Below are 25,707 nucleotides of genomic sequence, written 5' to 3' on the forward strand. Positions count from 1 at the left end.
TACTGATTTTATAGATAGTGGAGGATGCCATGGCTTTCAACGTGCAGGCCCAGGATGTCGATGCGCTATATGAGTCGATAAGAACGTATTGCGACAATGCAAACAATGCTCTTGCCTCTGTATATGATGCAATAGACAATTTGAACGACTCTGTAGGTTTCACCGGAGTCGCGGCAAGTCAGATAAAGGCGTATTTCGCGGAGGTCCATGGAGGGCTGATTGGTTCTTTGTCGACCTTGGTTAAAGAGGCGAATACGTTGGGCGCAATGTACCAGCAAAAGTACGAGTCCGATATCGATACCGCGGTCGATTTCCATTTCACCAGTCAGACGTTGACGGATTCGCGTGATGCGATTGCCAATCATCAGGGCGAATTGAGGCAGCTTTCCGTTGATCTGGTCAATGCCTTGACTCCGATACAGGATTTTGCCGGGATACCGCTTCCTTCTATTGAAAATTTGAGTGACAAGATATCCCTTACTTCGAGCTGGTCACAGGATACACTCGACAAGGTTAACAACCATGAAACGGCATATCAGCAGAAAGCCAAGACCTTGTCTGATCTGATTAATGCGATCTCTTCGACGATTGGCAAATACGGCCCACACCCTTCAGGCGGCGTAGGTTATCTCTCCGGTTCTTTTAGCTCCACCAAAGAATGCGATTCCTTGCAAAAGGCCTTGGAGCCTGCAAGGCAATTGGTGCAGAATGGAAGAAAGTACGTGGAAGCGGCGGACGATGATGTCGCCCAGCGCGACCAGAAGCGTTTCGAGATGCGTCAGAAGGCCCAAGAGGAGGAAGGCGAATGGCAATTCATCGCTGGTGTTGCTGCGCTTGCAGGTTCGGTCGCGGTTTGTGTCGCGACGTGTGGAGCAGGAGCACCGTTGGTGGCTGCGGCTGGTTTGACGCTTGCCGGGGCTTTCGATGTTTCTGAAATGGTCGAAGGCGAAGAAAAACATCGGCTGGCCACTGAAGGCAATTTGGACGCCCAAGCATGGAATCCTTTGCGCGACGAGATGTTTGGTGGTAACCAGAATGCCTATGACGCCACGTCGATTGCTGTTCATTTCCTTGATTCGGCTGTGGTGCCGGCGGGGAATGCGGCGAGCATCGCCGCGACCAGCACCACCAAGGCAGGCAAGGCCCTCGCTTTCGGCAAACTCTTCGCTGGGCAGGCTGTTGGTGTGGTCCAAGATAACATTCTGGAATCTGCAGGCAATGCAGCATTTGGTGATACCGGGGCCGGAAAATACAAAACCGATACATTCAAGAGCGCGGTTGGTCTTGGAATAGATAAGGGCAAAGATGGGGTGAAGAAAGTCTTTAAGGCTTCTGAGCCGAGTTTCCACCATGAAGCGCATCCATTGTCGGGGCAGCATGCCGATGACAGAGCTGAAAGGCCATTATTCGGTACAAACGAAGACGATCAGGCATATCAGGTGCGTAAATTCATAAAAGATGGGCGTCAACTACTCGAAGGCTCTATTTGGTGATTGGAGGTTGTGATGAAGGTTAAGTCGGAATATGGTCGTGGTGATGGTGGGTTTGAAGAGACCGGTCAATCTTCGAAGCAAGTCGAAGGTGCGAAGCCTTATCATGCGTGGGGATGCACCATCGGGTATGGTATCGCCGCTTTGATTTTGGCGGTTGGCTTTTTGTTCGGTTTGGGAATGTTTTCACAAGATGAAGTACCGGTTTCGACAGCTGCCATGTTCTGCCTTCTGGTGGCGGTGATAATGGGCTTGTGCCTGGGGTTTGTGGCTTTTGTTTTTGCCGCTGTAAGAACGAAGCTATGGCAAAAGATCGTGCGTGTGACCTGTTTGGTGGTTACTGTGATTGCGGTTATTACCATGGTGGTGGCTTATGTGGTGGCTCGCGGGCAGGCTCATGCCGGCGTGTTTATTCCGGCGTTGCTGGTGCCGGTGTTCATCGCGATGGAACTGCGATATACGGTTCTTGCGGTGAAGCTGAAACGATAGGTTCTTTCGGTCGTGGACAGTGGTAACGAGTTGTTGAGAGAGGCGGATGGTTATGAGTGTTGATCCATATCAGGAAAAAGTTGCGCGGCAGCGGTATGAGGACTACAGCAACCGTATCGGGGCGCTGCAGTCGGCCAACCAAGACATCGCGACGAAGCGTCAATTGTTGAAGACCGCGTTGGATCGGGTCGATGGCGTCTTCCAACGTTCGAAAACGTTGGAACGTAGCATTGGAAATTATGATCTGGGTCCTCAATGGCATGGCGACAGGCGTGAGACGTTCGAGCACAGAAAGTCCGACGCTTATAGTGCTGCAGGGGGATTCCGCGCATGTGTCGATTATGTATATTATCAACTATTGGACAAGATCAGGGATCTTGACAACCAGATGAATAACAACAACGGCATCATTGGCGATTTTCAGGATATCTTGAATGACATTTCCACTGATTTGCAGAAGATGATGCACCAATAGCAAGTCACAGAGAAAAACAATTAAATAAGGTTGTTTGTAGGTTCTCCGCGGTACTCGGATTCTGGCTGGTTTATTTGTGCGTTTCCGTTTTTGGAACCTGCGATATCGCGTAAGTCTTGTGGCAATAACGTAATGTGATTCTCTGACTGGGAAATGATTTTAGACGAGCGTGACCTGGCTGCCGTCGGCGAGGCCTGCCTGGCGCACGGTCGCGTTGGGGTTGATGAGCGCTCCCGTGCGCGAGTCCATGAAGGTGATGTCGCCTTGGGCGGCGTAGCGGTCCGGTTCACGCTCGGCGAGGATCTGGGCACTGAGGTAGGACGCGTCATGAATGCTCATGTCTTCGGGAACCGCGATGTCGTATGTGCGGCGTGTGGCCGGCAGGGCGACGTGGAGCATTGTCTTGCGATTCATATCGGGCCTTTCCGGTACCTGTTTCCCATGTAATTCTAGCCGTCACGGTGTACGATTCAGAGGTAGGAGTTCAATCCGAGAGATTGGAAGCAATGGAGATGAAGGGACGCAGGAAGAAGAGCCGTCGTACCGGTGCGCAGATCCTGGTGGTGCATACGAAGCGTGGCCAGCGGTTGGACTATCCGCGTGCGCAATGGCTGGCTGACAGCCCGTCTCCTGTCCTGTTGCCATTTTCCTACGAATCGAAGAAAAGCAAGGACATCCTGCGTTATGACATCACCGGTCTGCCGACAATCGTGGAATATCTGGGTATGAGGATTTCGCGGAACCAGTATGTTTCGCTTTTGAGCTCGATAGGGGAGCTGGGGCAGTTGTGCGCTTCGACGAATCTGCCCATGGACATGGTGCAATTCGAAGAAAAAGACGTGTACGTGCGCGGAACGGACCTCGTGTTTTGCTGCCTGCCTGTTGAAAAGACCGAGCCTGAGGGCGCGCAGGTCCTTCAGCTGTTGAGGTTCCTTTCGGATGGATCCAATGTGCATTTCGTCAATCCGGATGATTCGGCGATGACCGAAGTGACGCTGGACTTCGTGCGTCGGCACCGGATTTTTTCGTCGTTCGAATACGACCAGTGGCTGGCGAAGAGTTTTGAGACTGATTCCGGCGATACCGTCGAGGAGGCCTCTGCAAAGCCAGGCGAGCCGGATGATGAGAAGGGCGCGGCATTCGACCCGTTTGTGGCATTGCCCTCCGACGAGATCGTCAACCCGCTTCAGGCCGGTCGTCTCGGTATCGTCACCCCGAACAATGGCTGGGGCGGTTCCAGTCCGGCACGTCCCCTGCAAACGCCGGCTTTGCGAGGCCCCGCCACCACTTCCACCCATGTTGCTGGTATGGATAACACCTATCTGCTGGGGGACACGGGAGCGGCCGGTGGCATGCAGCGGGTTCCCACTTTCAGCATCGTGCGTAACAGGGACGGTTCGCGTCTGTGCGCGGCGGTTGGCAGCGTGGTCATTGGGCGCTCGCCACATTGCGGGGCGCGGGTCCGTGGAGCCAAAGACATCAGCCGCCAGCACGCCATGGTCACGGATCTGGGCTCTGACCGCTTTGAGATCCGGGATCTTGGCTCTACCAACGGCACCAAGGTACGCGGAATCATACTTCGCAATGGACAGAAAACCGAGATCTCCTTGCGTGAGGATTTCTCCCTGTCCGATGAATTTTTCCATATTGAGCGGTAGTGGACGTTGACGTCTTGTGGGTCTTTTGCATGTGAACAGCGCGATATCGGGTTGTTTTATGGCTTGTCGAAGCCCCATATCAGGCGTGTAGAACGTTTGCGAGGGTTCTGTGATTTGGCTTTCCAGCGTCGGAACGCCCACGTATACTAGCCACATTGCATTATCACCTCAGGAGGCACAACTGATGGCTGGAAAATCCGCGAATAATCAGAGCTCGACCGGGATCGAGTATGCGGGAAAGCGCAAATGGGGTTACGACGTCGAGCAGGTCGACGAGTTCCTCGACCGTGCGCACGAGATGTACGACAAGAACGATGGATCGCTGACGCAGCAGGACATCCAGAGCGCCGCGTTCACGTTCGCCAAGGGCGGTTATGTCATCGCCGAGGTGGATGCCGCTTTGGCGCGCCTCGAGCATGCGGTGGTCGACAAGAACACCGCGCGCCAGATCGCGGGCAACGGCCGCGTGGCGTGGCAGGCCCGGACCCAGCAGATCTACAAAATGGTCAGCGACCACGCGAGGCGCGCTCCCAAAGAACGTTTTATCCGCGCGGAGAAAAAGCGTCCCGCCTACGACATGAAGCAGGTCGACCGCCTCATCGACCAGATCGTCACCCGCACGTCCGACGATCTGGGCGTCAAGCCGATGAGCAAAAGCGAGGCGCGCAACCTCGCCGACCTCAACTCCAGCAGCGTCGCCAACGTCATCTTCACTCAGCGCAAGGGCAACCGCGGCTACGACGAGCGCCAGGTCGATTACTATCTCGACGCCTGCGTCCAGCTCCTGAGCCGCATCGAATCCTATGCGCGCGTCGGCGATTACCCTGAGACTTTGAGCGCCGAAGCGGCTTCGTCGGCCCAGCCCGCGAGCGTGCCGGTCTCCCCGTTGCCCGCGCAGGTTCCTGTCGCTTCTGAAAACGCTGGCGCCGCCGGTGTGAGCCCGCTGATCGACGAGAGCGCCACGGCCTTGTTCGCCGATTCGCAGAAAACCGCATCGCAACCCGGCAAATCCGAGCCGGCCCCGTCGCCTTTCGGCACGTTCCCGCAGACCGTACAGCAGGATTTTGACACCTCGGCTCCGGTCTCCTTCGACTTCAACGTATCCGCCGAGAACACCGCCGCGCCGGTGATTCCGGATCTGCCCGACAGCGCCGTGGCCGCCAGCAATGCGGCGGCGACCCCGCAGAGCCCCGCCTCTGATGCCGCGGCAAACACGGGCGCTGACGGCGATTCGTCGTTGGCCGCCTTGGCTAGCCTGGCGCACGCCTCGCAAGCCGCGCCGAACAAGGCCGAAACGATTTCGTTCGCCCCGCAGGCGCCGGTGACGCCCGCTCCGGGTGCTCCGTCCGCGCCTGCTTCGTCGGCCGCATCGCCCTCATCGGCCAAAGACGCATCCACGGCCGATCAGGTGCCGTTCGCCTCGAACGATGGCAATGACGGCGACAACAGCAACGACATGGACATTCCCAGCCTCTCCTTCCCTGATTTCGGAACCTCGAGCTCCGATGACGAGAAGACCGGCGAGTGATTTCACCGGCCAGAGGCTTGCCCGGCGCAGCCTTTGGCTATCATGAGCACTGTGTCACGTCCACTGTCTAATAAGCGCAACGATATTCCCGCTCCCAACGAGCGGGTTTCGTCTGTTGACGACAAAATCGGCGAGGGCGGGACTAAAAGTAATACAAATATTCATGCCAATGCCGACAATTCCGGTCCCGCCGCCCAATCGAAAACGACGTGGAGCCTGGGTCGCCGCCTGTTGGTGACCATTCCTATTTTCATTGTCCTGTTGGGCATTTTGGTCACCGTCTCGAACCTGACCAGCGTGCCGTGGAAGCGCGAGCCGACTGGCCAGAGCGTGGCCACGCTCTCGCCCGACACCGCCGTGACGTTCGACAACCCACAAGGCGTGCCGTTGGCGCAAAAAGGCAGTTTCAAGGTCGTCTCGCGCACGATTAAGCTGAATATCAAACGTCCGTCCACAGGGGAGATTCAGCGTATCGACGTTCTCATCCGCCAGCCGCAGGACCCCGCGGGCGCAGCGACAAAGCACCCGGGCGTGGTGTTCATGCACGGCGCGGGCTACGGCACCGCCGAGAACAGTTTCGGCGACGTCGCGCAGGACCTTTCGTCCGCTGGGTTCGTCACCGCCGTGCTCGACAAGCCGGTCTGGTCGACCAACGACCTCACCCGCGATTATCCGGGAAGTGCGAAGGCCTACGACCAGGTCGTACGCTACCTGCGTACGCAACAAAACGTCAATCCGGACAAGGTCGGCCTTTACGCGACCTCCGAAAGCACGTGGATTTCGCCCTACGTCATCAAATACGACAAGCGCATCGCCTTCCAGCTGCTCCTGAGCCCGATGGTTTACGGACCCCGGCAGTCCCTGGGGTTCTTCGTCGGGCAGGATTTCTCGCTGGTCGGCGCGCACAATGGTTACCAGTCCATCGTCCGCCGGCTCTTCCACGCTGACACCGAGATGATGGGGCTTCATAATCTCGATTTCCCGATGGACCTGCCCGAGGCCTACGCCGTGCCGACCATGGTGGTCTACGGCTCCAAGGACGTCCTGACCGCGCAGGTCGAAGGACTGGAGCACATCCTCTATTCCGCCCACCGCGCAGGCAACCAGGACGTGACAGTGCGCAGCTATTCCGTGGCCAACCACGTCCTGCGTCTCGGCGACGAGGCCGACACCGGCACGCCGTTCGCCGACGAGTACGTGGGCGACGTCATCTCGTGGGCGACGGGCACTGTGGCTGGCCTCAAGCAGACCAGCGAGCTGGTCGCCGGCACCACCATCTGCCAGTCCATCGCCGTGCCACTGGAACTCAAGGCCGACCGCAACCTCACCATCTACGGCGGCATCGTCAACGTGGGCATGGTAGTGCTGCTCGCCGTGGCCTTGCTCATGGCGTTGGTCGGTTGCGGTATCAAAGCGTTCCGCCTGGTTCGTCGCAACCCGAACAAGGTGTTCGGCTTCATGCGGGGCTTCGGCGGCGAGCTTGTGGCCGTTACCCTGACGACGCTGGCCACGTTCGTGCTCTTCGCCGCGGGCCTGGGCCAGGTCATCATGGCCGTGGTCAAGCTCGGCTGGGGCGGCGCTCCCACGGAGGATCCCGGCATGATGTATTGGAGCTGGCCTGTAATACAAGTGGTCTCTATCCTGGTGGTATGGGCGTGGGCCCGCATCTTGGCGCGTTGCATCGAAGTCGCCCAGAACCGCGGCCTGGCGCAGATCCCGCCGCGCAAAGGCGCCATCCGCGACGTGGTCAGCGGCCGCGAACCGGTCTTCGCCTCCAAGCGTTTCGGCCGCGTCTTCTTCTGGCTGGTCGCCGCCGCGATGTTCAGCGTCCTGCTCTTCTTCGCCTTCTGGGGCCTGTTCATCTTCTAGACGATGTAGAAAATGCCTTCTGTAAGTGTGGGCCGCGCGGCGTATAGGCTGGGAATATACGGACGCGATTTATTCGGATATCAGTGAATCTGGGGAGGTGGTTTTCAGTGGCGTTGTATAAGGACGAAGGCGTGGTGCTGAAAACTGTCAAACTGGGGGAGGCGGACCGCATCCTCACGCTGATGACCAAACAGCATGGCAAGGTGCGCGCGGTCGCCAAAGGCGTGCGCCGCACCAAATCGCGCTTTGGCGGCAGGCTTGAGCCGTTCATGCGCGACGATCTGCTGATCGCCGAGGGCCGTTCGCTCGACGTCGTCTCGCAGGCCGCCTCGATCTCCTCGTACGCCGCCCGCATCTGCGTGGATTACGACGCCTACACCGCCGCCAACGTCATCGCCGAGACTACGGACAAGCTTGTCTCCACGGAACATGAGCCCGCGCAAAATCAATACATGCTGCTGATCTCCGCGCTTGCCTCTCTCGCCCGTGCGCGTCACCCGGCCGAGGCGATCAGCGATTCCTACGTGATGCGGGCGCTCGCGCAGGCCGGCTGGACCCCGCGCCTCGCGTCCTGCGCGGTGTGCGGCAAACGCGATGACCTCGATTATTTCTCCGTGGCTTCCGGCGGCATCCTCTGCTCCACGGATCACACGCCCGATTCCCAACGCATCGACCTCGACGGCCGCGAGCAGATGGAGGCGCTGGTCGAAGGCGACTGGAACGTGCTCGACCGCGCCCCGCTCAAGGCCGAAATTCGTCGATTTGTTGAAGAATGGGGAGAATATTACCTCGAACGCCCCATTCGCTCGCTGAAATTGCTAGATTCGTAGTATGGCTTTTGAACACGTGGACTATACGTCGCTTGACGTTCCGGCGGCGCCTTTCTCCGACCCTTCGATCATTCCCGACTTCCCGAAAAACAAGGTCCCGCGCCACGTCGGCGTCATCATGGACGGCAACGGGCGCTGGGCCCAGCAGCGCGGCATGACCCGCACGCATGGCCACCAGGCGGCCGAACCGGTCGTCTTCGACACCATCGCCGGCGCCATCGAGGCGGGCGTGCGCTACCTGAGCCTCTATACCTTCTCCACCGAAAACTGGAAGCGCAGCCCGCAGGAGGTCCGCTTCCTCATGGGCTTCTCGCGCGACATCATCCATCGCCGCGTCGCCCAGATGGACGAGTGGGGCGTGCGCGTGCGCTGGTCCGGCCGCCGCCCGAGGCTATGGAAATCGGTGATTGATGAGCTCGAGGTCGCCATGGAGCGCACCAAGCACAATTCGACCATCGACGTGGTCTTCTGCATCAACTACGGCGGCCGTTCCGAGATCGCCGACGCCGCGGCGGCCATCGCGCGTGAGGTGCGCGACGGCAAGATCAGCGGTGACCGCGTTACCGAGTCGATGATCGCCGACCACCTCTACAACCCCGATATCCCCGATTGCGACCTGGTGATCCGCACGTCCGGCGAGCAGCGCACCTCGAACTTCCTGCCATGGGAGGCCGCCTACGCCGAGCTCGACTTCGCCCCCGAGCTGTTCCCGGATTACGGCCGCGAGGCGCTTTGGCGCTCCATCGACCACTATGTCCACCGCGACCGTCGTTTCGGCGGCGTCAAAAACAAGACAAAATGATGATAACCGCGTAAATCCCGTCAGCCAGGTAACCATATCGTGCGTGGGATTTGTATTTCGTGTCGAATTTATTAGAGTGGAAGGGTGCCGGCACGGAGGTTGGTTTGGGTTTATTGTCGTGCCGGCACCCTGTTGGTTTCCTGACCGGGGTGTTGGATTCCGGGCAGGAAGTCTTGGTTGTGCTCGGGGCCGCCGTGCTGGGTGGTTTCAAGCCAGGTTGGTTGGGTGTTGGTTGCCGGTCGCGGGTGTGAGGCCCGCGCCGGCGACTTAACAATAGCAATGAGGAAACCAGACAAAATCCGAAAAATAAAACCGGCACATCGCGGAGAAGCCACATGCCGGAAGAAAAATCGCCGATTCAACATCGAACCGGAGTCATAACGAAATCAGCCCTTGTTCGCGCCGACCACCGACTCGTTCTCGATCAGCTGGCAGTGGATGCAGGCGGGGATCGCGGAGTTGATCGGCGGCAGGTCGATGAGGTTCTTGGGAAACGGGTCGTTGCCCAGCGAGCGCTTCTCAATCAGCGAGACCAGCTTGCACACCGCCCAATAGCCTATTTCGTAATACGGCATGGCGATGGTGGTGAGCTTGGGGGAGAAGGTGTCGGCGACGTTGCTGTTGTTGCCCACACCGATCACGGAGATGTCCTTGCCCACCGTCAGGCCGCGGCGTGCGGCGCATTCGTAGATGTACCAGGCGCGTGCGTCATCATAGCAGAAGAAGGCGTCGGGCTTCTCCGTGTCGAAAAGCTCCGAGACGCGGCGCAGGGCCTCGCCATCCTGCGAGACGTTGACCACGAGGTCCTTGTCGAAGCCGATCTTGGCCTCCTTGATGGCCTTGCGGTAGCCCTCGATGCGGGTGGCCTGGGCGATGGTCGGCTCGTCGTTGCCGATGTAGGCGATCTTCTTGGCGCCGGCGTCGATCAGCCTCTTGGTGGCGTCGTAGCCGATGGCGAACTCGTCCGGCTCGACGATGGGGAAGCGGTTGTCGACGGTGTTGGTGGAGATGAGCACGAGCGGGGAATGGACGAGGTCCTCCGGCACTTCGGTGACCTGGCTGGAAGGCTTGGAATAGAGAAACCCGTCCATGCCGTAGCGCTGGAGCACGTTGATCTGCTCGGCCTGGCTCGCCGAACCGTCCGTGTCGACGAAGAGGATGATGTAGCCGTAATGGCTTGCGGCGTCCTGCGCGCCCTGGAGGGTCTGCGCAGTGTAGGGAATGTTGTAGATGTCTTCGGCGATGAACCCAAGGATGCCGGTCTTGCTGGTGCGCAGGCTTCGGGCCATCGGATTGGGCTTGTAACCCAGCTCATCCGCGATCTGCCGCACCTTCGTGGCGATTTTGGGCTTCACACGTCCGGCATCTCTGTTGTTGAGTACCAAGGAGACAGTGGAGATTGAAACTCCGGCCTTCTCCGCGACGTTTTTCATTGTCAGCATGGTTTTAAATTTATACCCCTTTGAGGACGAAATAAAACTTCATGACGGCTTTTTGCGTTATCCACCTATTCCGCGGCAAACAGTGGTTTATTTCGTTTGACTCAGGATTTCGTCAACGAGCTTCTGCTTTTCTTTGATTTGGCCGGAGAAACCAGGGCGGATGTCAAGTTTGAGGGTGACGCCGGTGCGATAGCCCTGTTCGGCGAGGACCATCGTCGCGTCGCGCACGGTTTTGAGCACGTCGTCGAGGTCGCCCTCGATGTTGGTGAACATGGCGTTGGTCTCGTTGGGCAGGCCGGATTCGCGGATGACGTTTACCGCCTGCGCCACGTACTCACTGGCCTCGGAACCGGTGCCTGACGGGGCGATGGCCACTGCGGCGACGGTGTTGATGTAGGGTTTGCCGGTTTCCGGGTCGGTTGGGACGGTCTGTTTTACGGCGTTGCGGTTGGTTGGGTTGCTCATAGTATGTTCCTTGTTTGTTGTATTGCTTATGATTGTTGAATGGCTATTATGTGGTTATGACCGGCTATGAGAATGGATTGAGGGTCGAATAACCACTTCATGGTAATGAATCATGACGTATTGTCCATAAATCGCTCCCTACGCTGGTGTTGACCATCAGGTTCAAAGGGTCTGGCGATTTCGCCACTCTCAACCCGCTGCCGGGTTCCCCTGCTTGCAGTTGTACGGTAGGTGGCCGCACGGACATACTGACGTATTCGACGAGCCAATTGAAAGTTCGAAATCGTAGAAATACTTTATTCAAGACGCGTTAATCACGGTACTTTGCGCGGTTGTTCTACATCGGTTCTTTAGGTTTTGACAGTTTTTTCGGGTTATGGTATTTTCATTTAAATTCTTCATTCAGAAGAATTTAAATCAGAATAGAAGGAGATGATGATGAGAGGTTTCAGAGCGCCGAGAAGCGGAATTATTGCGGCTATTGGTTTCGTCGTTGCGTTGGCTATGTGCATGGTATTGGCTATTGCTAGTCCTGAAAAAGCGATGGCAGACACGGCGGGCGATACTGATGTTTTGACGTTGGGTAAGGTTGCAGAGGACACGCTTGCTCCTCCTGTCGTGTCTTCGTCTGAAAGAATAGGTCGGTCGAACGATGTCGCGGCAATCGCAGATGCGGCGGGTAATTACAATCCGAACGATGCAACATCGGCACTGGATTTGGCTCAAGCGGCTTCTGCCGCAAATATTGTCGATCTGAAAGAGACTGATCAAGTCGGAAAGGGTTCGAAGCAGGCCGAAGCCGAGATTCAGGCTGGAAAGATTAATGTGGATGGTTCTGGAACATTGACTTCTACTAATTCCTCAGGTGTAGCTGTTTCAATTAAACCAATTGGTGATGGGGACGGTGCCAATTTGGTGGATGGTTCCGTGGTCAGCAGCGATCAGGGAAACGCAACCAGTACAGTCACTTCAGCCACGGACAAGGGGATTCAAACTGTAGCCATACTTGCCAACGAAGATGCTCCTAAGGAAATTCCCTTTTCTTATAGCCTTCCAAAAGGGGCGAAATTCGAGCAGCAAACAGATGGCTCCGTGTATGTGAAAGCTCCGGTCACCGCTCAAGTTGCACCACAATCAGAGATTGAGCGTTATGAAAACGCTGTCAAAAGTGTGATTGGCGATTCCACTGACACTGTCCAACTTACTGATGAGCAGTTTGCTGAGCTGGCTGCAATTCCAGAGGAAAAAACCAAGGCGGTGACAACAGAGCAAATTGTATCTACCATTTCTACACCTTGGGCGGTGGATGCCAATGGCATGTCAATTCCCACGCACTATAAGATTTCTGGGAATACCCTTACCCAAGTTGTGGAAAGCAGTACAGATACGGCATTCCCTGTCACTGCAGATCCGAGTTGGTGGTGGTGGGTGGCTAATGCAGCCAGCTGCGCAATGGGTATTGGCTCGTTTGCGGTAGCCGCGTCTAAAGTCTCCCGTGTTTTATATGTTGCACGGCATGCGCGACCACAATCGGCCTTGGCTCAACTATTTAATCGATATGGGTGGAATTTGGTCAGTGCCATTTTGTCATTTGTGACGAGTGGGGGGAATCCGGTAAATATCAATGGTTCACTGAAAGCCGCGGCGAAGGCGGCCTTGCGGAACAGCGGTGCTCTTATCCTTAATGCATTGGGTATAGGAGGATGTTGGAGAATATTGTCCTACATTATCTGGAGATAAGATGCAGCATTTTATGATTAACGTTGGATGTATTGCATGGCTGATATTCATGGGATTTGCAATGGCCGGTACGATTCTGGTTTGGGCATGTCCATTTGATGAATTAACTACGAGATTTGATGGTAAAATGCCTGCTCGGTTAAGTAGAATTGGTTTCTCGCTTTTCCCAATCGCGTGTGTGCTGACTTGTCCACTGTTGCCTATCATGACGTGGTATCTTAACCTGATTATCCCCACGGTTTTAGCCGTTGTCCTAAGCGTGTGGAATCTGCATGTAATCGGGAGACTGGGTAAGCTGAGACTCAACCGGAAAGATACCAGCGTATAAGTGGAATAAGGCATAGAGCTGATTTCGTTTTTAGACGTAATTTTCCAACAGTAATGTTTCGATAATTGAAAACTACGTATAAAGCGAAAGTGTCGAATCGGCGGTCATATCTCAATCTAAATAGGTTGTCTGATATGGCCGCCTTTCCTCTACTGAATACGGATGTATGTATTAGTTGATATATGGGGTATTAGGGTACAAGATTCGGAAATTTGTTTCTGTCTCTGAGTTTCTAAAAGCTGTCTACTGTCACGCTATGTCGATAAAGTAGGCACACGAGTATTGGTTCTTAGAACGGCTGATTAAAGCCGATAAGCGGAAGGTGTGTCGTGGCTCAATCCAAACTAGATGAAGTCGTATCGCTGGCCAAGCGTCGTGGTTTCGTGTTCCCCGCGGGGGAGATCTACGGTGGCACGCGCTCCGCGTGGGATTACGGCCCGCTCGGTGTCGCGCTCAAGGACAATATCAAGCGCGAATGGTGGCGTTCGATGGTGGTCACCCGCGGTGACGTCGTCGGCGTCGACACCTCTATTATTCTTCCTTCCGCCGTCTGGGAGGCCTCCGGCCATGTCAAGGTCTTCAACGACCCGCTGATCGAATGCCTCAACTGCCACAAGCGCCAGCGCGCCGACAAGCTCGAGGAATCCTACGCCGAGAAGCATGGCGACAAGATGCCGGAAGACGGCCTCAAATCGATTGTCTGCCCCGACTGCGGCACCCGCGGCCAGTGGACGGAACCGCGTGACTTCAACATGATGCTTCGCACCCACCTCGGGCCGGTGGATGACGAGAACTCGCTGCACTACCTGCGCCCGGAGACCGCGCAGGGCATCTTCGTGGACTTCAAGAACGTTATGACCTCCTCGCGCTCCAAGCCGCCGTTCGGCATCGCCAACATGGGCAAGTCCTTCCGCAACGAGATTACCCCGGGCAACTTCATCTTCCGCACCCGCGAGTTCGAGCAGATGGAGATGGAGTTCTTCGTCGAGCCCGGCACTGACGAGGAATGGCACCAGTACTGGATTGACACCCGCACCCGCTGGTACACCGACCTCGGCATCAACCCGGAGAACCTGCGCCATTATGAGCATCCCAAGGAGAAGCTTGCGCACTATTCCAAGCGCACCGTCGACATCGAATACAAGTTCGGCTTCAAGGGCTCCGACTGGGGCGAGCTCGAAGGCGTGGCCAACCGCACCGATTTCGACCTTTCCGCGCATCAGGAGTATTCCGGCGAGGACCTCACCTTCTTCGACCAGGCTAGCGGCAAGAAGTACATTCCTTACGTCATCGAACCGGCCGCAGGCTTGACCCGTTCACTCATGGCCTTCCTCGTGGACGCTTACGCAGTCGATGAGGCGCCGAATACCAAGGGCGGCGTCGACCGCCGTACCGTGTTGCGTCTCGACCCGAGGCTTTCGCCGGTCAAGGCCGCCGTCTTCCCGCTGAGCAAGAAGGCGCCGCTGCAGGGCATCGCCCACGACCTGGCCGCCGAACTGCGTCAGCACGACTGGATGATCGACTACGACGAGACCGGAGCCATCGGCCGCCGTTACCGTCGTCAGGACGAGATCGGCACCCCGCTTTGCATCACCGTCGATTTCGACACCACCGACGACCACGCAGTCACCATCCGCGAACGCGACTCGATGAAGCAGGAGCGCGTCGACCTCGACAACGTGGCCAAGTACATCGCCGACCGCATCGGCGAGAAGCGTGTGCGCTATCCCGAAGGCCCGGCCTCCATCGTCGGCACCACCGCAGCCGATGGCGGCGTAGACTTCGCCAAGGAGTCCGGCGTGGACGAATCTGCTCCGGTCAAGGTAGCAGAGGCTGGTGGACTCTACTAAGTCGCTTTGGGAAACTAGTCGATAAAACTGTATAAGTTTCAACTGACGTTGTTAGGTGTCGGGATATACAATGTTCGGGACGCTCCTTGGCCGCTCGGCCGTGTCTTACGCCCGAACATCGCATATCCCGACACCCAACACTCAACGGAATTCAACTGTTTGTTTTTGGACTCAAAATGGTCATGTACAGATGTTGGCAATCAAGCAGCAGAGAGTCAGAATGTGTTGAGTGCTTGGGGCTGGGGCATGCGATGTCAGACCGTAAAGACTTGGCCTGAGCGGCCCGGAGCGTGTCGGACATTGTATGCCCCAGCCCCAAGCACGTCAGTTGAAGTATTGTTTTGACGAATAGTAGATAAATAAAATAGGTGATACGTGAAGGACTTTAAGGAATGGCTGAGCCGGGTGGATTATTCGGAGGCTCGGCAGCGGTTTGATGACGGTTGGGACGAGGTGCTCAAGGGATTGCCTGGGCTTGATTCCAGTGAGACCAGTGCGCAGGACGGCGAATACGAAGCCGCTGATGATGGCAAGCCGTTGCCGAAGATCGCGCCAGTCGATTTGGGGCCGCTGCATATCGAGACCCCGGTTGTGCTTTCTCCGATGGCGGGCGTGGCCAACTGGCCGTTCCGAACGCTGTGCCGTGCATACGGTCCCGATGGGTTATATGTCGCTGAGATGATCACCGCGCGTGCGCTGGTCGCCCGCAATCCCAAGGCGTTCAGGCTTTGCCGCTTCGCGCCGACGGAGAAAATTCGCTCGCTGCAGCTTTACGGTGTCGACCCGAACATCACCGCCCAGGCCGCCCAGATGGTGGTCCATGGCAATCTGGCCGATCACGTCGACCTCAACTTTGGCTGCCCGGTGCCCAAGGTCACTCGTCGCGGCGGTGGTTCCGCGTTGCCATGGAAAACTGACCTCTTCCGCGAGCTTATCCATCGTGTGGTTGAAGTGTGCAGCGATGCCAATATTCCTGTGACCGCAAAGATCCGCGTCGGTATTGACGTCGATCACACTACATTCCTTGACGCGGCTCGTATCGCCGAAGACGAAGGCTGTGCGGCTGTCACGCTGCATGCGCGCACCACCGCCGAATATTATGGTGGCCATTCCGATTGGAGCCGTATCGCCGAACTCGTGAAAGCCGTCGATATCCCGGTGTTCGGCAATGGTGATATCTGGGGTGCCGAGGACGCGTTGGAAATGGTGCGTGAGACTGGTTGCGCAGGCGTCGCCATTGGGCGCGGATGCCAGGGCAGGCCATGGATCTTCTCCGATATCAAACACGCCTTCGCCGGTTCCGACGAACGCTTCAGCCCGACGCTCGGCGGTGTCTTCCAGATCATCATGGCCCATGGCCAGCTGTTACTGCGCTTCTACGATGGCGACGAGACGATGGCCGTGCACGACCTGCGCAAGCACATCGCGTGGTATCTCAAGGGCTTCCCGGTCGGTGGCAATACACGTCGCGAGTTCATGGAATCGGAGACGTTGGACGATGTCAGAAAAGTGATGGACAAACTCGACCCGTCCATCACGTATCCAGAACGTATTACAGATAAGCCCCGCGGCCGTGTTCGCTACGCGAAAAAGGTCCACGTCCCTTACGGCTGGTTCGATTCGCGCACCACCACCCATGAAGAGCGCGAGCAGCTTTTCGGTGACGACCCCATGGATGCCAGTTACTGATTGATGATTAGTAAGAAATAAGTGTGGCGGTGCTTGGGGCTGGGATATACAATGTCCGACACGCTCCGGGCTGAGCCGTGAAGCAGGAAGCCCTGTGGGCTTCTTGTAGGCGAAGTGAGCGCGATGTATTGAGCGCGAAGGTAAAATCTTTGATTTTACACAGGCCGAGTCTTTACGGTCTGACATCGCATATCCCAGCCCCAAGCACATTTATTTTGAATCTGCAAGAAACCTATTGATAAGGTCCGAACAGCAGAAATTGATAAAAATCCAAAAAAGTTGTGGTACACACCGGGAAATAGTCTTAATGTAGGCGTGTTCTGCGATAGAGTAATAGGCATAACCGTGAAGTGACAGGAGACTATGGTGAGCGAGATTGCCCCGAATGACAATTTCAACGATAAGACGAGCATCAAGGTGGTCGGTGTCGGTGGTGCCGGTGGTAACGCCGTCAATCGAATGATTGCCGAAGGCTTGCAGAACGTTGAATTTGTAGCGATTAATACCGACGCGAAAGACCTGCTCCGTAGCGACGCGGATGTCAAGATTTCCCTGAGCGATCACTCCAGTAGAGGATTGGGCGCAGGGGCTGACCCCGAAAAGGGCGCCAAGGCCGCGCAAGACCACCAATCCGACATCGAGGAAGCGCTTAAGGGCGCCGACATGGTCTTCGTCACCTGCGGCGAAGGCGGCGGCACTGGTACCGGCGCGAGCCCCATCGTCGCGCGTGCGGCTCACCAGCAGGGTGCGCTGACCATCGCCGTGGTCACCCGTCCGTTCGCTTTCGAAGGCCCGCAGCGTGCGGCCTCCGCGAAGCTCGGCATCGAGAACCTGCGCAAGGAAGTCGATGCGCTGATCGTCATCCCGAACGACCGTCTCCTTGAGCTTTCCGACAAGACCATCGGCATCGTCGACGCCTTCAAGACTGCCGACACCGCGCTTCTGGCCGGCGTGCAGGGCATCACCGACCTGATCACGATGAACTCCTACATTCACGTCGACTTCTCCGATGTCACTGCGATCCTGCGCGGCGCGGGCACGGCGCTGTTCGGCATCGGCTCGGCGCGCGGCGAGGACCGCGCCACCCAGGCCGCCGAAATCGCCATCAGCTCGCCGCTCCTGGAAGAGAGCATCGAAGGTGCCCATGGCGCGCTCATCAACATCGCCGGCCCGACCGACTTGAAGCTTCAGGAAGCCAGCGACGCCACCGAACTGGTGCGCAAGGCCATCCACCCTGAAGCTCAAATCATCTGGGGCCTCGCCTTGGACGACGCTTACGGCGACGAGGTCCGCGTCACCGTCATCGCGGCAGGATTCGACGCCGAAGGCAAGAAGGACGCCGAGGATTCCGATGATGATGCCGCCAAATCCGCTCCCCATCGCACCGACTCGCCGGCACGCCACTCCTATCATTCCGACGACGAACCGCTCGTGCGCGAGGTGCCGGATCTGGATACGCCGACCGTGTCGCACACCCCGGAAGACACGAGCTACGACGAGCCCGAGCAGTCCGCTTCGCCCGATGACCCCGGCGATCTCGACATCCCGGATTTCCTGCGGTAAGCAAGTAGACGAAAGGATTTTTTGATGGCTGGATACATGAAAAAGGCGATGTCCTATCTGGGCATGACCGATGTCGTCGATGACGATGACGTCGACGCCCAGGACGATGACGAGCCGACGTCCTCCGATTTCGATTCGGACAGCACCGTGACGCCGATCACGCAGCACACCACGTCCGCCGCCTCGCAGGATTCCGCGATGACTTCGCGCGCTTCGAAACCGTTCCCCGCAGGTCGTATGAACCGCATCACCACGATCCACCCGAAGTCATATGAGGACGCCCAGCAGGTCGGCCGCGCCATCCGTGACGGCATTCCCGTGGTCCTGAACCTCACCGACGTCTCCGAGGCTGTGGCCTACCGCATCGTTGATTTCTCGGCGGGCGTCGTTTTCGGCGTGCGCGGCTCGCTTGAGCGCGTCACCCCGAGGGTCTTTCTGCTGAGCCCGGCCCAGGTCAACATCAAGGTCGAGAAGTCCCAGTCCGACGAAGCCAGCGACGGCCTGTTCTGAGGTCCTATGCTCTTTCTGATTCTCTCCATCCTGCGCTGGCTCCTTGGTCTCTACGGGACGGTGCTCTTCATCAGGGTGCTGATCGACTGGGTGTTCGTGCTCGCGCCACGTTGGCGCCCCGGCCACGTGCTTGGCTCGATCATCCGTGTCTTTTATATCTTGACCGACCCGCCGCTGCGCTGGCTGCAGCGTTTCATTCCACCCATCAGGCTTGGCAATATGGGCCTGGACGTCACGCCGATGATATTGTGGTTCATCATCGCCGTGCTTGAAGTGATTATCTGAATTGGCGGTTTCGCAAGGGTACACTGGGTGGTGTAGCATTTATCCGAAGAGTCAATATTAGAGGCATTATGCCCAAAGTGAGGTGTAAAAGTTTATGGCACTGTTAACGCCGAAGGATATCAGGGAACATGCCTTCCAAACCGTACGTTTTAAAGAGGGATACGACGTCGAAGAGGTCGATGATTTCCTCGATCAGGTCACCGAGACCGTAGAGGCTCTCGGCAAGCAGGCGATGGCGAACGGCAACGGCCAGTCGACCCAGTCGCTGGGACCGGATGTCAGCAAGCTCAATTCGAAGATTTCCGACCTCACCTCGCAGGTGCAGGCGTTGAGCCGCGAGAACCAGACGCTCAAGACCGCCAGCCAGCAGACCGGCAGCGCCGACGACCAGGCCGCCAAGGTCGCCGCCTCCAAGCTCGCCGAAGCCGAGGAGAGCAACAGGGGCTTGGCCGAGCAGAACAAGCAGCTCAAGGACCAGGTCGATCGCCTCAACGCGCAGATCGACCAGCTCACCGCCCAGGCCGCGCAGGCCGCGGGCAAGAAGGACGTCGACAACCAGCTCGCCGCCGTCCAGCACGAGCGCGATGAGTTCCGCAGCGGCAACGAGAAGCTTTCCCGTGAGCTCGAGCAGGCCAAGAAGCAGCTTTCCAACGCCAGCGAGCAGTCCCGCCAGCTTCAGGACCTTTCCCGCCAGCTGCAGGAATCCAAGCAGCGCGAGAACGAGCTTCGCGCCCAGGTCTCCAAGATTGAGCCGAGCGCCGAGACCGGCAGCCTGCAGAAGATCGCCGGCGCCGCGGCTGGTGCCGCCAGCGAGCCCGAGCGCGCCACCGCGATGCTCACGCTTGCCATGCAGCTGCACGACCAGTACGTCGACAAGGGCAAGGCCAAGGCCAAGGAGATCACCGAAGCCAGCCAGACCAAGTACCAAGAGCTGGTCAACAAGGCCAACGATTATTCCAACCGCACCCGCAACGAGTCCGACGAATATGCCAAGCAAGCTCGCGGCAAGGCCGATGATTATTCCAAGCAGGTCCGTTCGGAAGCCGACACCTACGCGCAAAAGATCCGTGGCGGCGCCGAGGAATACGAGAAGCAGAAGCACACCGTCGCCGATGCCTACGAGTCCGAAGTGCAGCGCCGTGCCGCCGATTACGATCAGAAGACCCGTTCCGCGGCCGATTCCTACGCCAAGGAAGTGCGCGAGAACCTCGCTTCGCAGTCCAAGGTCGCCGAGGCCAACATCCAGAGCCTCAAGCAGTTCGAGACCGAGTACCGCACTCGCCTGACCGAGTTCTTGGGCCAGCTCGTCTCCCAGGTGAGCGATACGAGCACCTACAACAAGATGGAAGAATCCAAGGACTGATTCGGCCATCGATATGAAGAATGTATCACCCAAACGGCCGCGCACTCGTGTGGCCGTTTTCGTTATCGTGGCGGTGGTGGCGCTCCTGCTTGACCGCCTGACCAAGCTGTGGGCACAGGCCGAGCTGAGTTCACATACCACCGTCGTGGTCATCCCGAAACTGCTGGGGCTGACGTTGGTGCATAACCCCGGAGCGTCGCTTGGTATGGGATCGTCGGTGACATGGCTCATCTCCTGCTTGGCGCTGGTGGCGTGCGTGGTCTTGGTGTATCTGGCGTTGACGACGGTCTCGCTGTGGTGGACCGCGGCGCTGACGCTTGCGTTTGCTGGGGCTTTTGGCAATCTCATCGACCGCGTGATTTTCGCCCATGGGTTCCTCAACGGTTCCGTGGTCGATTTCCTCAATTACGGCTGGTCCGTCGGCAATGTGGCCGATATCGAGCTTGGCGTGGCGGCGGTGATGATCGTCGTCCTGCTGCTGGCCAGCGTGCCATTCAGCAAGAAGGACCTCGCCGTGCAAGACGAGCAAGGCGAAACCCGAACCCAAACTCCCCAAGATAAAGGAGCGGACGGCCGATGAGTCGTCTGGTGCCTGCCCCGGATGCCTTGGTCGGCAAGAGATTCGATGTCGCCGTGGCCAAGATGCTGGGTGTCTCGCGCTCCAAGGCCGTCGAGCTCATCGAGGCCGGTGAAGTATCTGTATTACAACGGCACGTCTCGAAATCGGGAATCCTCGCCAGCGGCGACACCGTTGAATTCGACATCGTGGAGAAGGACCCGGACCCAGAGCCGTTGGCCCAAGGCATGGCCGTGGTCTACGAGGACGAGGACGTCGTCGTGGTCGACAAACCGGTTGGTGTGGCGGCCCACGCTTCCGCCGGATGGACCGGGCCCACGGTGCTCGGCAGCCTTCTGGCACGCGGCACCCATATCACCTCGCTTGGCGCCCTCGGCAGGCAGGGCATCGTCAGCCGGCTCGACGTCGGCACCAGCGGATTGATGCTGGTATGCAAATCCGACCTGGCCTACCGCGAGATGCGCCGTCAATTCGCCCATCACGAGGTCGTCAAGATCTACCACGCGCTGGTGCAAGGCAACCTCACCCACGACAAGGCGACCATCGAGGCGCCCATCGGCCGGGCCAAGGTCTCCGACTTCCGTTTCACCGTCACGCCGTTGGGCAAGAAGGCCATCACCCATTGGGATGTGCTCGAACGCTTCAGCGAGGCCACGCTGGTGAGCGTCAACCTCGAGACGGGCCGTACCCACCAGATCCGCGTGCATTTCTCCTCCATCGGCCACCCGCTGGTGGGCGATTCGATGTATGGCGCGAACCCCGTGCTCGCCGAGCGCCTGGGTTTGACCCGCCAATGGTTGCACGCGATACGCCTGGAATTCCGCCACCCCCGCACCCACGTCTGGACCACGGTCTCGTCCCGCTATCCCGCCGATTTGGCTCATGCCCTCAACGTCGTGCGCGAGGATAAGTGCGAAAAAGAGTAGATGAAAAAGGTTACGCCTACAGCTGTTGTTGAATATTGATTAATTTGGTTAAGGTCGGAGAGGCGGGCATGCGTTGGCCGGGCGTAAGACACGGCCGAGCGGCCAAGGAGCGTCCCGGACAATGTATGCCCGACTCTCCGACCGTCATGAGTTTAACGAGAAAAGTTAATTAGATATTGGTTGGACGAGTCTGACCGAGTCGGTATCGTGGAACTTATGGCTGAATCGGGAAACTTTGTTCAATTGCACAATCACACGCACTATTCGTTGCTCGACGGCGCGTCCAAGATTCCCGACTTGGTCGCCCGCGCCAAAGAGCTTGATATGCCCGCCGTCGGCATCACTGACCACGGCAACATGCACGGTGCTTACGAGATGTGGAGCACGGCCGTAAACGCCGGTATCAAGCCGATCATCGGCATCGAGGCCTACGTCACCCCTGAGACTTCGAGGACGGACAAGGGTCGTGTGCACTGGGGCACCGAATCCCAGCGCAGCGATGACGTCTCCGGCGGCGGCTTCATCACCCACATGACCCTCTGGGCCGAAAACGACGAGGGCCTGGTCAACCTGATGAAGGCCTCGTCCGTGGCCAATCTTGAGGGTCGCGTTGGTAAGTGGCCGCGTATGGATTACGAGGTTCTGGAAAGGTATCACAAAGGCGTCATCGGCACCACTGGATGCCCGTCAGGCATCGTACAGACTCGGCTTCGCTTGGGCCAATACAAGGAGGCCCTGCGTGCCGCGCACCAGCTGCAGGACATCTTCGGGCGTGACAATTTCTATGTCGAACTGATGGACCACAATCTCGAAATCGAAAAGCGCGTCTCCGCCGACCTGCTCAAGATCGCCAAAGACCTCGGCGCGCCCATCATCGCCACCAACGATTCTCACTACGTTCACGAGGCCGACCAAGGCTCGCAGGACGCGATGCTGTGCATCAACTCCGGCTCGCACTTGGACGACCCGGACCGCTTCAAGTTCGACGGCTCCGGCTACTACATCAAGTCGGCCGAGGAGATGCGCGCCCTTTTCAAGGACCTGCCCGAGGCCTGCGACAACACGCTCGAGGTGGCCGAGCGTTGCAACGTGATGTTCGACGACCATGAGGACGGCGCGTTCATGCCGCTCTTCGACTGCCCCGAAGGCTGGGACGAGACCTCGCTCTTCCTGCACGACGTGCAGCAGGGCCTGGAGCGGCGCTATGAGGACGGCATCCCCGAGGAAGTGCGCAAACAGGCCGATTACGAGTGCGGCGTGATCTGCCAGATGCAGTTCTGCGGCTACTTCCTCGTGGTCGCTGACTACATCAACTGGGCCAAGGAGCACGGCGTGATGGTCGGCCCCGGACGTGGATCCGCCGCAGGCTCGATGGTGGCCTACGCCATGGGCATCACCGAACTCGACCCGCTGAAGCACGGCCTGATCTTCGAACGCTTCCTCAACCCGGAACGCGTCTCCTTGCCTGATATCGATATCGATTTCGACCCCGAGGGCCGCCAGAAGGTGCTCGACTATGTGGCCGACAAATACGGACACGACAAGGTGGCGCAGTGCGTCATCTACGGCACCATAAAGACCAAACAGGCCATCAAGGACTCCGCGCGCATCATGGGCTACGAGTTCTCCGTGGGTGACCGCATCGTCAAGGCCTTGCCGCCGAGCAAGAACGGCAAGGACGCCAGCCTCAAAGACATGTTCGACCCGACCTCCAAGCGCTACGCCGAGGCGCGCGAGTTCCGTGATTTGTATGACGCCGACCCGGACGCCAAGCGCATCGTGGAGCAGGCCAAGGGCATCGAGGGCCTGATCCGCCAGACCGGTGTGCACGCCTGCGCCACCATCATGTCGGCCACGCCAATCACCGACACCTCGCCGCTTTTGGAACGCACCGACGGCACCATCACCACGACCTTCGAATACCATACCTGTGAGACGCTTGGCCTGGTGAAGAACGACTTTTTGGGCCTCTCCAACCTCTCCGTCATCCGCGACACGTTGAAGAACATCGAGATCAACGGCAAGGAGCCCATCGACTACACCAAGATCCCGCTGGACGACAAGGAGACCTACGAGCTCTTGACCCGGGGCGACACCCTCGGCGTCTTCCAGCTCGATAGCGACGGCATGCGCGCGTTGCTCAAAAGCCTCAAGCCCGATAACTTCAACGATATATCCGCGCTTATCGCGCTCTACCGCCCGGGCCCGATGGATATGGACTCGCACAACAACTACGCCAAGCGCAAGAACGGCCTGCAGAAGATCACCCCGATCAACGATGAGGTGGCCGAGGCACTCGCGCCGGTGCTTGACGAGACCTACGGCCTCATCGTCTACCAGGAGCAGGTGCAGTCCGCCGCGCGAATACTGGCCGGCTACTCGCTGGGCCGAGCGGACGTGCTGCGCCGCGCGATGGGCAAGAAGAAGCCCGAGGTGCTGGCCAAGGAGCAGGTCCCGTTCTTCGAGGGCATGAAGGAGCATGGCTACTCGCAGAAGGCCGCGCAGGACGTCTGGGACATCCTCGTGCCGTTCTCGGGCTACGCGTTCAACAAGGCGCATTCCGCCGCTTACGGCCTCATCTCCTACTGGACCGCGTACCTGAAGACGCATTACCCCGTCGAGTTCATGGCCGGGTTGCTGCAGAATGAGCGCACCAACAAGGACAAGACCGCGCTCTACCTGGGTGAGGCGCGGCGCATGGGCATCCAGGTGCTGCCGCCGGATGTCAACGAGTCCCGGCTCGAGTACGCGCCTGTCGGCAACATCATCCGTTTCGGCCTGGGCGCGATCCGCAACGTCGGCGACAAGGCCGTTGAGGACATCATCAAGGAACGCGAAAGCAAACGCGGCAAGTTCGTCAACTTCATCGACTTCATCCGCCGCGTCTCGCTGGAGGCGCTCAACAAGCGCAGCGTGGAATCGCTGATCAAGGCCGGCGCCTTCGACTCCATCGACCCGAACCGCCGTGCGCTTTTCCAGATCCACGAGTCCGCCATCGATTCCGTCATCAGCCTCAAACGCAAGCAGGCCGAGGGGCAGTTCGACCTCTTCGCCGACATGGACGGCGATGGGGGAGGCGACGACGCGATGGGCGACGCGCAGGTCACCGTGCCCGATATCGAGGACTGGGACAAGAAGACCCGGCTCAACTTCGAGCGCCAGATGCTCGGCCTTTACGTCTCCGACCACCCGCTTTCCGGCATGACCGCCGTGCTCAACGGCCTGCGCGACATGTCGATCGCGCAGCTGATCAACAGCGCTCCGAACATGGACGAGCGGCGCATGGTCACCATCGCCGGGCTCATCACCGCGGTGGACCGGCGCGTCTCCAAGAAGGGCAACCCCTGGGCCATCGTCACCATCGAGGACATGGAAAGCTCCATCCAGTGCATGTTCTTCGGCCGTGTCTACGCCGCCGCCGTCGAGCAGATGGCCGTCGACGAGGTGGTGCAGGTCCGCGGCTTCGTCGAGCAACGCGACGAGACGGTGAGCCTGCGCGCCACCGAGATGACCGTCCCCAACCTGGAGGCCGAGGACGAGCGCCCGCTGGTTATCACCCTGCCGAAAGCCGCGCTGAACCGGCCGCATGTCATGAAGCTCGGCCAGGTGCTCACCCACCATCCGGGCATTTGCGAGGTCAAGCTCGCCATCATGGATTCCGACGGCAACGCCAAGGTGCTCACCTTCGGCGACAAGTTCCGCATCAAGCGCGACACCTCGCTGTTCGCCGAGATCAAGATCCTGTTTGGGCCGCGCTGCCTGCCTGCGTCGTGAGAGCGTGACGCGCACGATCTTGGATAATGTATTACATATTTCTTGGATTGTTGT

At 58.3% G+C, this 25,707-nt stretch carries 21 protein-coding genes and 1 riboswitch; of the genes, 18 read left to right on the forward strand and 3 right to left on the reverse strand.

Annotation, left to right across the window (positions count from 1 at the left end):
- Positions 1 to 29: 29 nt before the first annotated feature.
- Genes OZX73_RS02470 through OZX73_RS02480 form a run of 3 tightly spaced genes read left to right on the forward strand, consistent with a single transcriptional unit; the run spans position 30 to position 2,454 of the window.
- Positions 30 to 1,493 (forward strand): T7SS effector LXG polymorphic toxin, encoded by a 1,464-nt coding sequence (locus OZX73_RS02470; protein WP_277150355.1) that lies wholly within the window; start codon positions 30 to 32, stop codon positions 1,491 to 1,493.
- A gap of 12 nt (positions 1,494 to 1,505) precedes the next feature.
- Entirely contained in the window at positions 1,506 to 1,979 is a 474-nt protein-coding gene (locus OZX73_RS02475; RefSeq protein ID WP_277150357.1) for a hypothetical protein, read from the forward strand.
- A gap of 52 nt (positions 1,980 to 2,031) precedes the next feature.
- Positions 2,032 to 2,454 (forward strand): hypothetical protein, encoded by a 423-nt coding sequence (locus OZX73_RS02480; protein ID WP_277150359.1) that lies wholly within the window; start codon positions 2,032 to 2,034, stop codon positions 2,452 to 2,454.
- Positions 2,455 to 2,613: 159 nt separating this feature from the next.
- Here the strand turns inward: OZX73_RS02480 and OZX73_RS02485 are convergent, their stop codons facing one another.
- Positions 2,614 to 2,868 carry a hypothetical protein gene (locus OZX73_RS02485; protein ID WP_277150361.1) on the reverse strand — a complete coding sequence of 85 codons (255 nt, stop codon included), beginning with the start codon at positions 2,866 to 2,868 and terminating at the stop codon, positions 2,614 to 2,616.
- 92 nt (positions 2,869 to 2,960) lie between these two features.
- Here OZX73_RS02485 and OZX73_RS02490 point away from each other — a divergent pair, with 92 nt between their 5' ends.
- From OZX73_RS02490 to OZX73_RS02510, 5 genes are all read left to right on the forward strand, one after another.
- Positions 2,961 to 4,112, forward strand: a complete 1,152-nt coding sequence (locus OZX73_RS02490; protein ID WP_277150363.1) for an FHA domain-containing protein — start codon at positions 2,961 to 2,963, stop codon at positions 4,110 to 4,112.
- A gap of 184 nt (positions 4,113 to 4,296) precedes the next feature.
- The gene (locus OZX73_RS02495; protein ID WP_277150365.1) at positions 4,297 to 5,640 is read left to right on the forward strand and encodes a DivIVA domain-containing protein; all 1,344 of its coding nucleotides are present in this window, start codon (positions 4,297 to 4,299) and stop codon (positions 5,638 to 5,640) included.
- Positions 5,641 to 5,682: 42 nt separating this feature from the next.
- Entirely contained in the window at positions 5,683 to 7,509 is a 1,827-nt protein-coding gene (locus tag OZX73_RS02500; protein ID WP_277150367.1) for an alpha/beta hydrolase, read from the forward strand.
- A gap of 107 nt (positions 7,510 to 7,616) precedes the next feature.
- Positions 7,617 to 8,339: a DNA repair protein RecO gene (gene recO, locus OZX73_RS02505; protein WP_277150369.1), complete on the forward strand. Its 723-nt coding sequence runs from the start codon at positions 7,617 to 7,619 to the stop codon at positions 8,337 to 8,339.
- Position 8,340: 1 nt separating this feature from the next.
- On the forward strand, positions 8,341 to 9,141 hold the full coding sequence (locus OZX73_RS02510) for an isoprenyl transferase (protein WP_277150372.1): 801 nt from the start codon (positions 8,341 to 8,343) through the stop codon (positions 9,139 to 9,141).
- A gap of 386 nt (positions 9,142 to 9,527) precedes the next feature.
- On the opposite strand, the gene OZX73_RS02515 is transcribed toward OZX73_RS02510, so the two are convergent.
- Together OZX73_RS02515 and OZX73_RS02520 are read right to left on the reverse strand one after the other, a co-directional pair.
- Positions 9,528 to 10,583: a LacI family DNA-binding transcriptional regulator gene (locus tag OZX73_RS02515; protein WP_277150373.1), complete on the reverse strand. Its 1,056-nt coding sequence runs from the start codon at positions 10,581 to 10,583 to the stop codon at positions 9,528 to 9,530.
- A gap of 87 nt (positions 10,584 to 10,670) precedes the next feature.
- On the reverse strand, positions 10,671 to 11,048 hold the full coding sequence (locus OZX73_RS02520) for a thiamine-binding protein (protein WP_277150375.1): 378 nt from the start codon (positions 11,046 to 11,048) through the stop codon (positions 10,671 to 10,673).
- 118 nt (positions 11,049 to 11,166) lie between these two features.
- Positions 11,167 to 11,270, reverse strand: a riboswitch (TPP riboswitch).
- A 210-nt stretch (positions 11,271 to 11,480) separates the two neighbouring features.
- Between OZX73_RS02520 and OZX73_RS02525 the strand changes: the two genes are divergently transcribed.
- The 10 genes from OZX73_RS02525 to dnaE all read left to right on the forward strand — a co-directional run bounded on the left by OZX73_RS02525 (position 11,481) and on the right by dnaE (position 25,653).
- Positions 11,481 to 12,788 (forward strand): hypothetical protein, encoded by a 1,308-nt coding sequence (locus OZX73_RS02525; protein ID WP_277150377.1) that lies wholly within the window; start codon positions 11,481 to 11,483, stop codon positions 12,786 to 12,788.
- 657 nt (positions 12,789 to 13,445) lie between these two features.
- Positions 13,446 to 14,966, forward strand: a complete 1,521-nt coding sequence (locus OZX73_RS02530; RefSeq protein WP_277150379.1) for a glycine--tRNA ligase — start codon at positions 13,446 to 13,448, stop codon at positions 14,964 to 14,966.
- A 375-nt stretch (positions 14,967 to 15,341) separates the two neighbouring features.
- Positions 15,342 to 16,655: a tRNA dihydrouridine synthase DusB gene (gene dusB / locus OZX73_RS02535; protein ID WP_277150381.1), complete on the forward strand. Its 1,314-nt coding sequence runs from the start codon at positions 15,342 to 15,344 to the stop codon at positions 16,653 to 16,655.
- A 366-nt stretch (positions 16,656 to 17,021) separates the two neighbouring features.
- A complete protein-coding gene (ftsZ, locus tag OZX73_RS02540; protein WP_277150892.1) occupies positions 17,022 to 18,218 on the forward strand; it encodes a cell division protein FtsZ in 1,197 nt (398 codons plus the stop codon).
- A gap of 24 nt (positions 18,219 to 18,242) precedes the next feature.
- Entirely contained in the window at positions 18,243 to 18,728 is a 486-nt protein-coding gene (locus OZX73_RS02545; protein WP_277150383.1) for a cell division protein SepF, read from the forward strand.
- Between the two features lie 6 nt (positions 18,729 to 18,734).
- Complete coding sequence (locus tag OZX73_RS02550; RefSeq protein WP_277150385.1) at positions 18,735 to 19,013, forward strand: YggT family protein; 279 nt, start codon at positions 18,735 to 18,737, stop codon at positions 19,011 to 19,013.
- 94 nt (positions 19,014 to 19,107) lie between these two features.
- The gene (locus OZX73_RS02555; RefSeq protein WP_277150386.1) at positions 19,108 to 20,376 is read left to right on the forward strand and encodes a DivIVA domain-containing protein; all 1,269 of its coding nucleotides are present in this window, start codon (positions 19,108 to 19,110) and stop codon (positions 20,374 to 20,376) included.
- A gap of 13 nt (positions 20,377 to 20,389) precedes the next feature.
- Complete coding sequence (locus OZX73_RS02560; RefSeq protein WP_277150388.1) at positions 20,390 to 20,956, forward strand: signal peptidase II; 567 nt, start codon at positions 20,390 to 20,392, stop codon at positions 20,954 to 20,956.
- Positions 20,953 to 21,879 carry an RluA family pseudouridine synthase gene (locus tag OZX73_RS02565; RefSeq protein WP_277150390.1) on the forward strand — a complete coding sequence of 309 codons (927 nt, stop codon included), beginning with the start codon at positions 20,953 to 20,955 and terminating at the stop codon, positions 21,877 to 21,879. The genes OZX73_RS02560 and OZX73_RS02565 overlap by 4 nt, the downstream gene beginning before the upstream one ends.
- Positions 21,880 to 22,095: 216 nt before the next feature.
- Positions 22,096 to 25,653 carry a DNA polymerase III subunit alpha gene (dnaE, locus tag OZX73_RS02570; RefSeq protein WP_277150392.1) on the forward strand — a complete coding sequence of 1,186 codons (3,558 nt, stop codon included), beginning with the start codon at positions 22,096 to 22,098 and terminating at the stop codon, positions 25,651 to 25,653.
- The last annotated feature ends 54 nt before the right edge of the window (positions 25,654 to 25,707 follow it).

This window comes from Bifidobacterium sp. ESL0775, from assembly GCF_029395475.1.
Taxonomy (GTDB): domain Bacteria; phylum Actinomycetota; class Actinomycetes; order Actinomycetales; family Bifidobacteriaceae; genus Bifidobacterium.

Bases quoted from the DNA above. Each gene is read 5' to 3' on its own strand.
- OZX73_RS02470 (WP_277150355.1), top strand. From the start codon at position 30: ATGGCTTTCAACGTGCAGGCCCAGGATGTCGATGCGCTATATGAGTCG.
- OZX73_RS02475 (WP_277150357.1), top strand. From the start codon at position 1,506: ATGAAGGTTAAGTCGGAATATGGTCGTGGTGATGGTGGGTTTGAAGAG.
- OZX73_RS02480 (WP_277150359.1), top strand. From the start codon at position 2,032: ATGAGTGTTGATCCATATCAGGAAAAAGTTGCGCGGCAGCGGTATGAG.
- OZX73_RS02485 (WP_277150361.1), bottom strand. From the start codon at position 2,868: ATGAATCGCAAGACAATGCTCCACGTCGCCCTGCCGGCCACACGCCGC.
- OZX73_RS02490 (WP_277150363.1), top strand. From the start codon at position 2,961: ATGGAGATGAAGGGACGCAGGAAGAAGAGCCGTCGTACCGGTGCGCAG.
- OZX73_RS02495 (WP_277150365.1), top strand. From the start codon at position 4,297: ATGGCTGGAAAATCCGCGAATAATCAGAGCTCGACCGGGATCGAGTAT.
- OZX73_RS02500 (WP_277150367.1), top strand. From the start codon at position 5,683: ATGAGCACTGTGTCACGTCCACTGTCTAATAAGCGCAACGATATTCCC.
- OZX73_RS02510 (WP_277150372.1), top strand. From the start codon at position 8,341: ATGGCTTTTGAACACGTGGACTATACGTCGCTTGACGTTCCGGCGGCG.
- OZX73_RS02515 (WP_277150373.1), bottom strand. From the start codon at position 10,583: ATGCTGACAATGAAAAACGTCGCGGAGAAGGCCGGAGTTTCAATCTCC.
- OZX73_RS02520 (WP_277150375.1), bottom strand. From the start codon at position 11,048: ATGAGCAACCCAACCAACCGCAACGCCGTAAAACAGACCGTCCCAACC.
- OZX73_RS02525 (WP_277150377.1), top strand. From the start codon at position 11,481: ATGATGATGAGAGGTTTCAGAGCGCCGAGAAGCGGAATTATTGCGGCT.
- OZX73_RS02545 (WP_277150383.1), top strand. From the start codon at position 18,243: ATGGCTGGATACATGAAAAAGGCGATGTCCTATCTGGGCATGACCGAT.
- OZX73_RS02550 (WP_277150385.1), top strand. From the start codon at position 18,735: ATGCTCTTTCTGATTCTCTCCATCCTGCGCTGGCTCCTTGGTCTCTAC.
- OZX73_RS02555 (WP_277150386.1), top strand. From the start codon at position 19,108: ATGGCACTGTTAACGCCGAAGGATATCAGGGAACATGCCTTCCAAACC.
- OZX73_RS02560 (WP_277150388.1), top strand. From the start codon at position 20,390: ATGAAGAATGTATCACCCAAACGGCCGCGCACTCGTGTGGCCGTTTTC.
- OZX73_RS02565 (WP_277150390.1), top strand. From the start codon at position 20,953: ATGAGTCGTCTGGTGCCTGCCCCGGATGCCTTGGTCGGCAAGAGATTC.
- dnaE (WP_277150392.1), top strand. From the start codon at position 22,096: ATGGCTGAATCGGGAAACTTTGTTCAATTGCACAATCACACGCACTAT.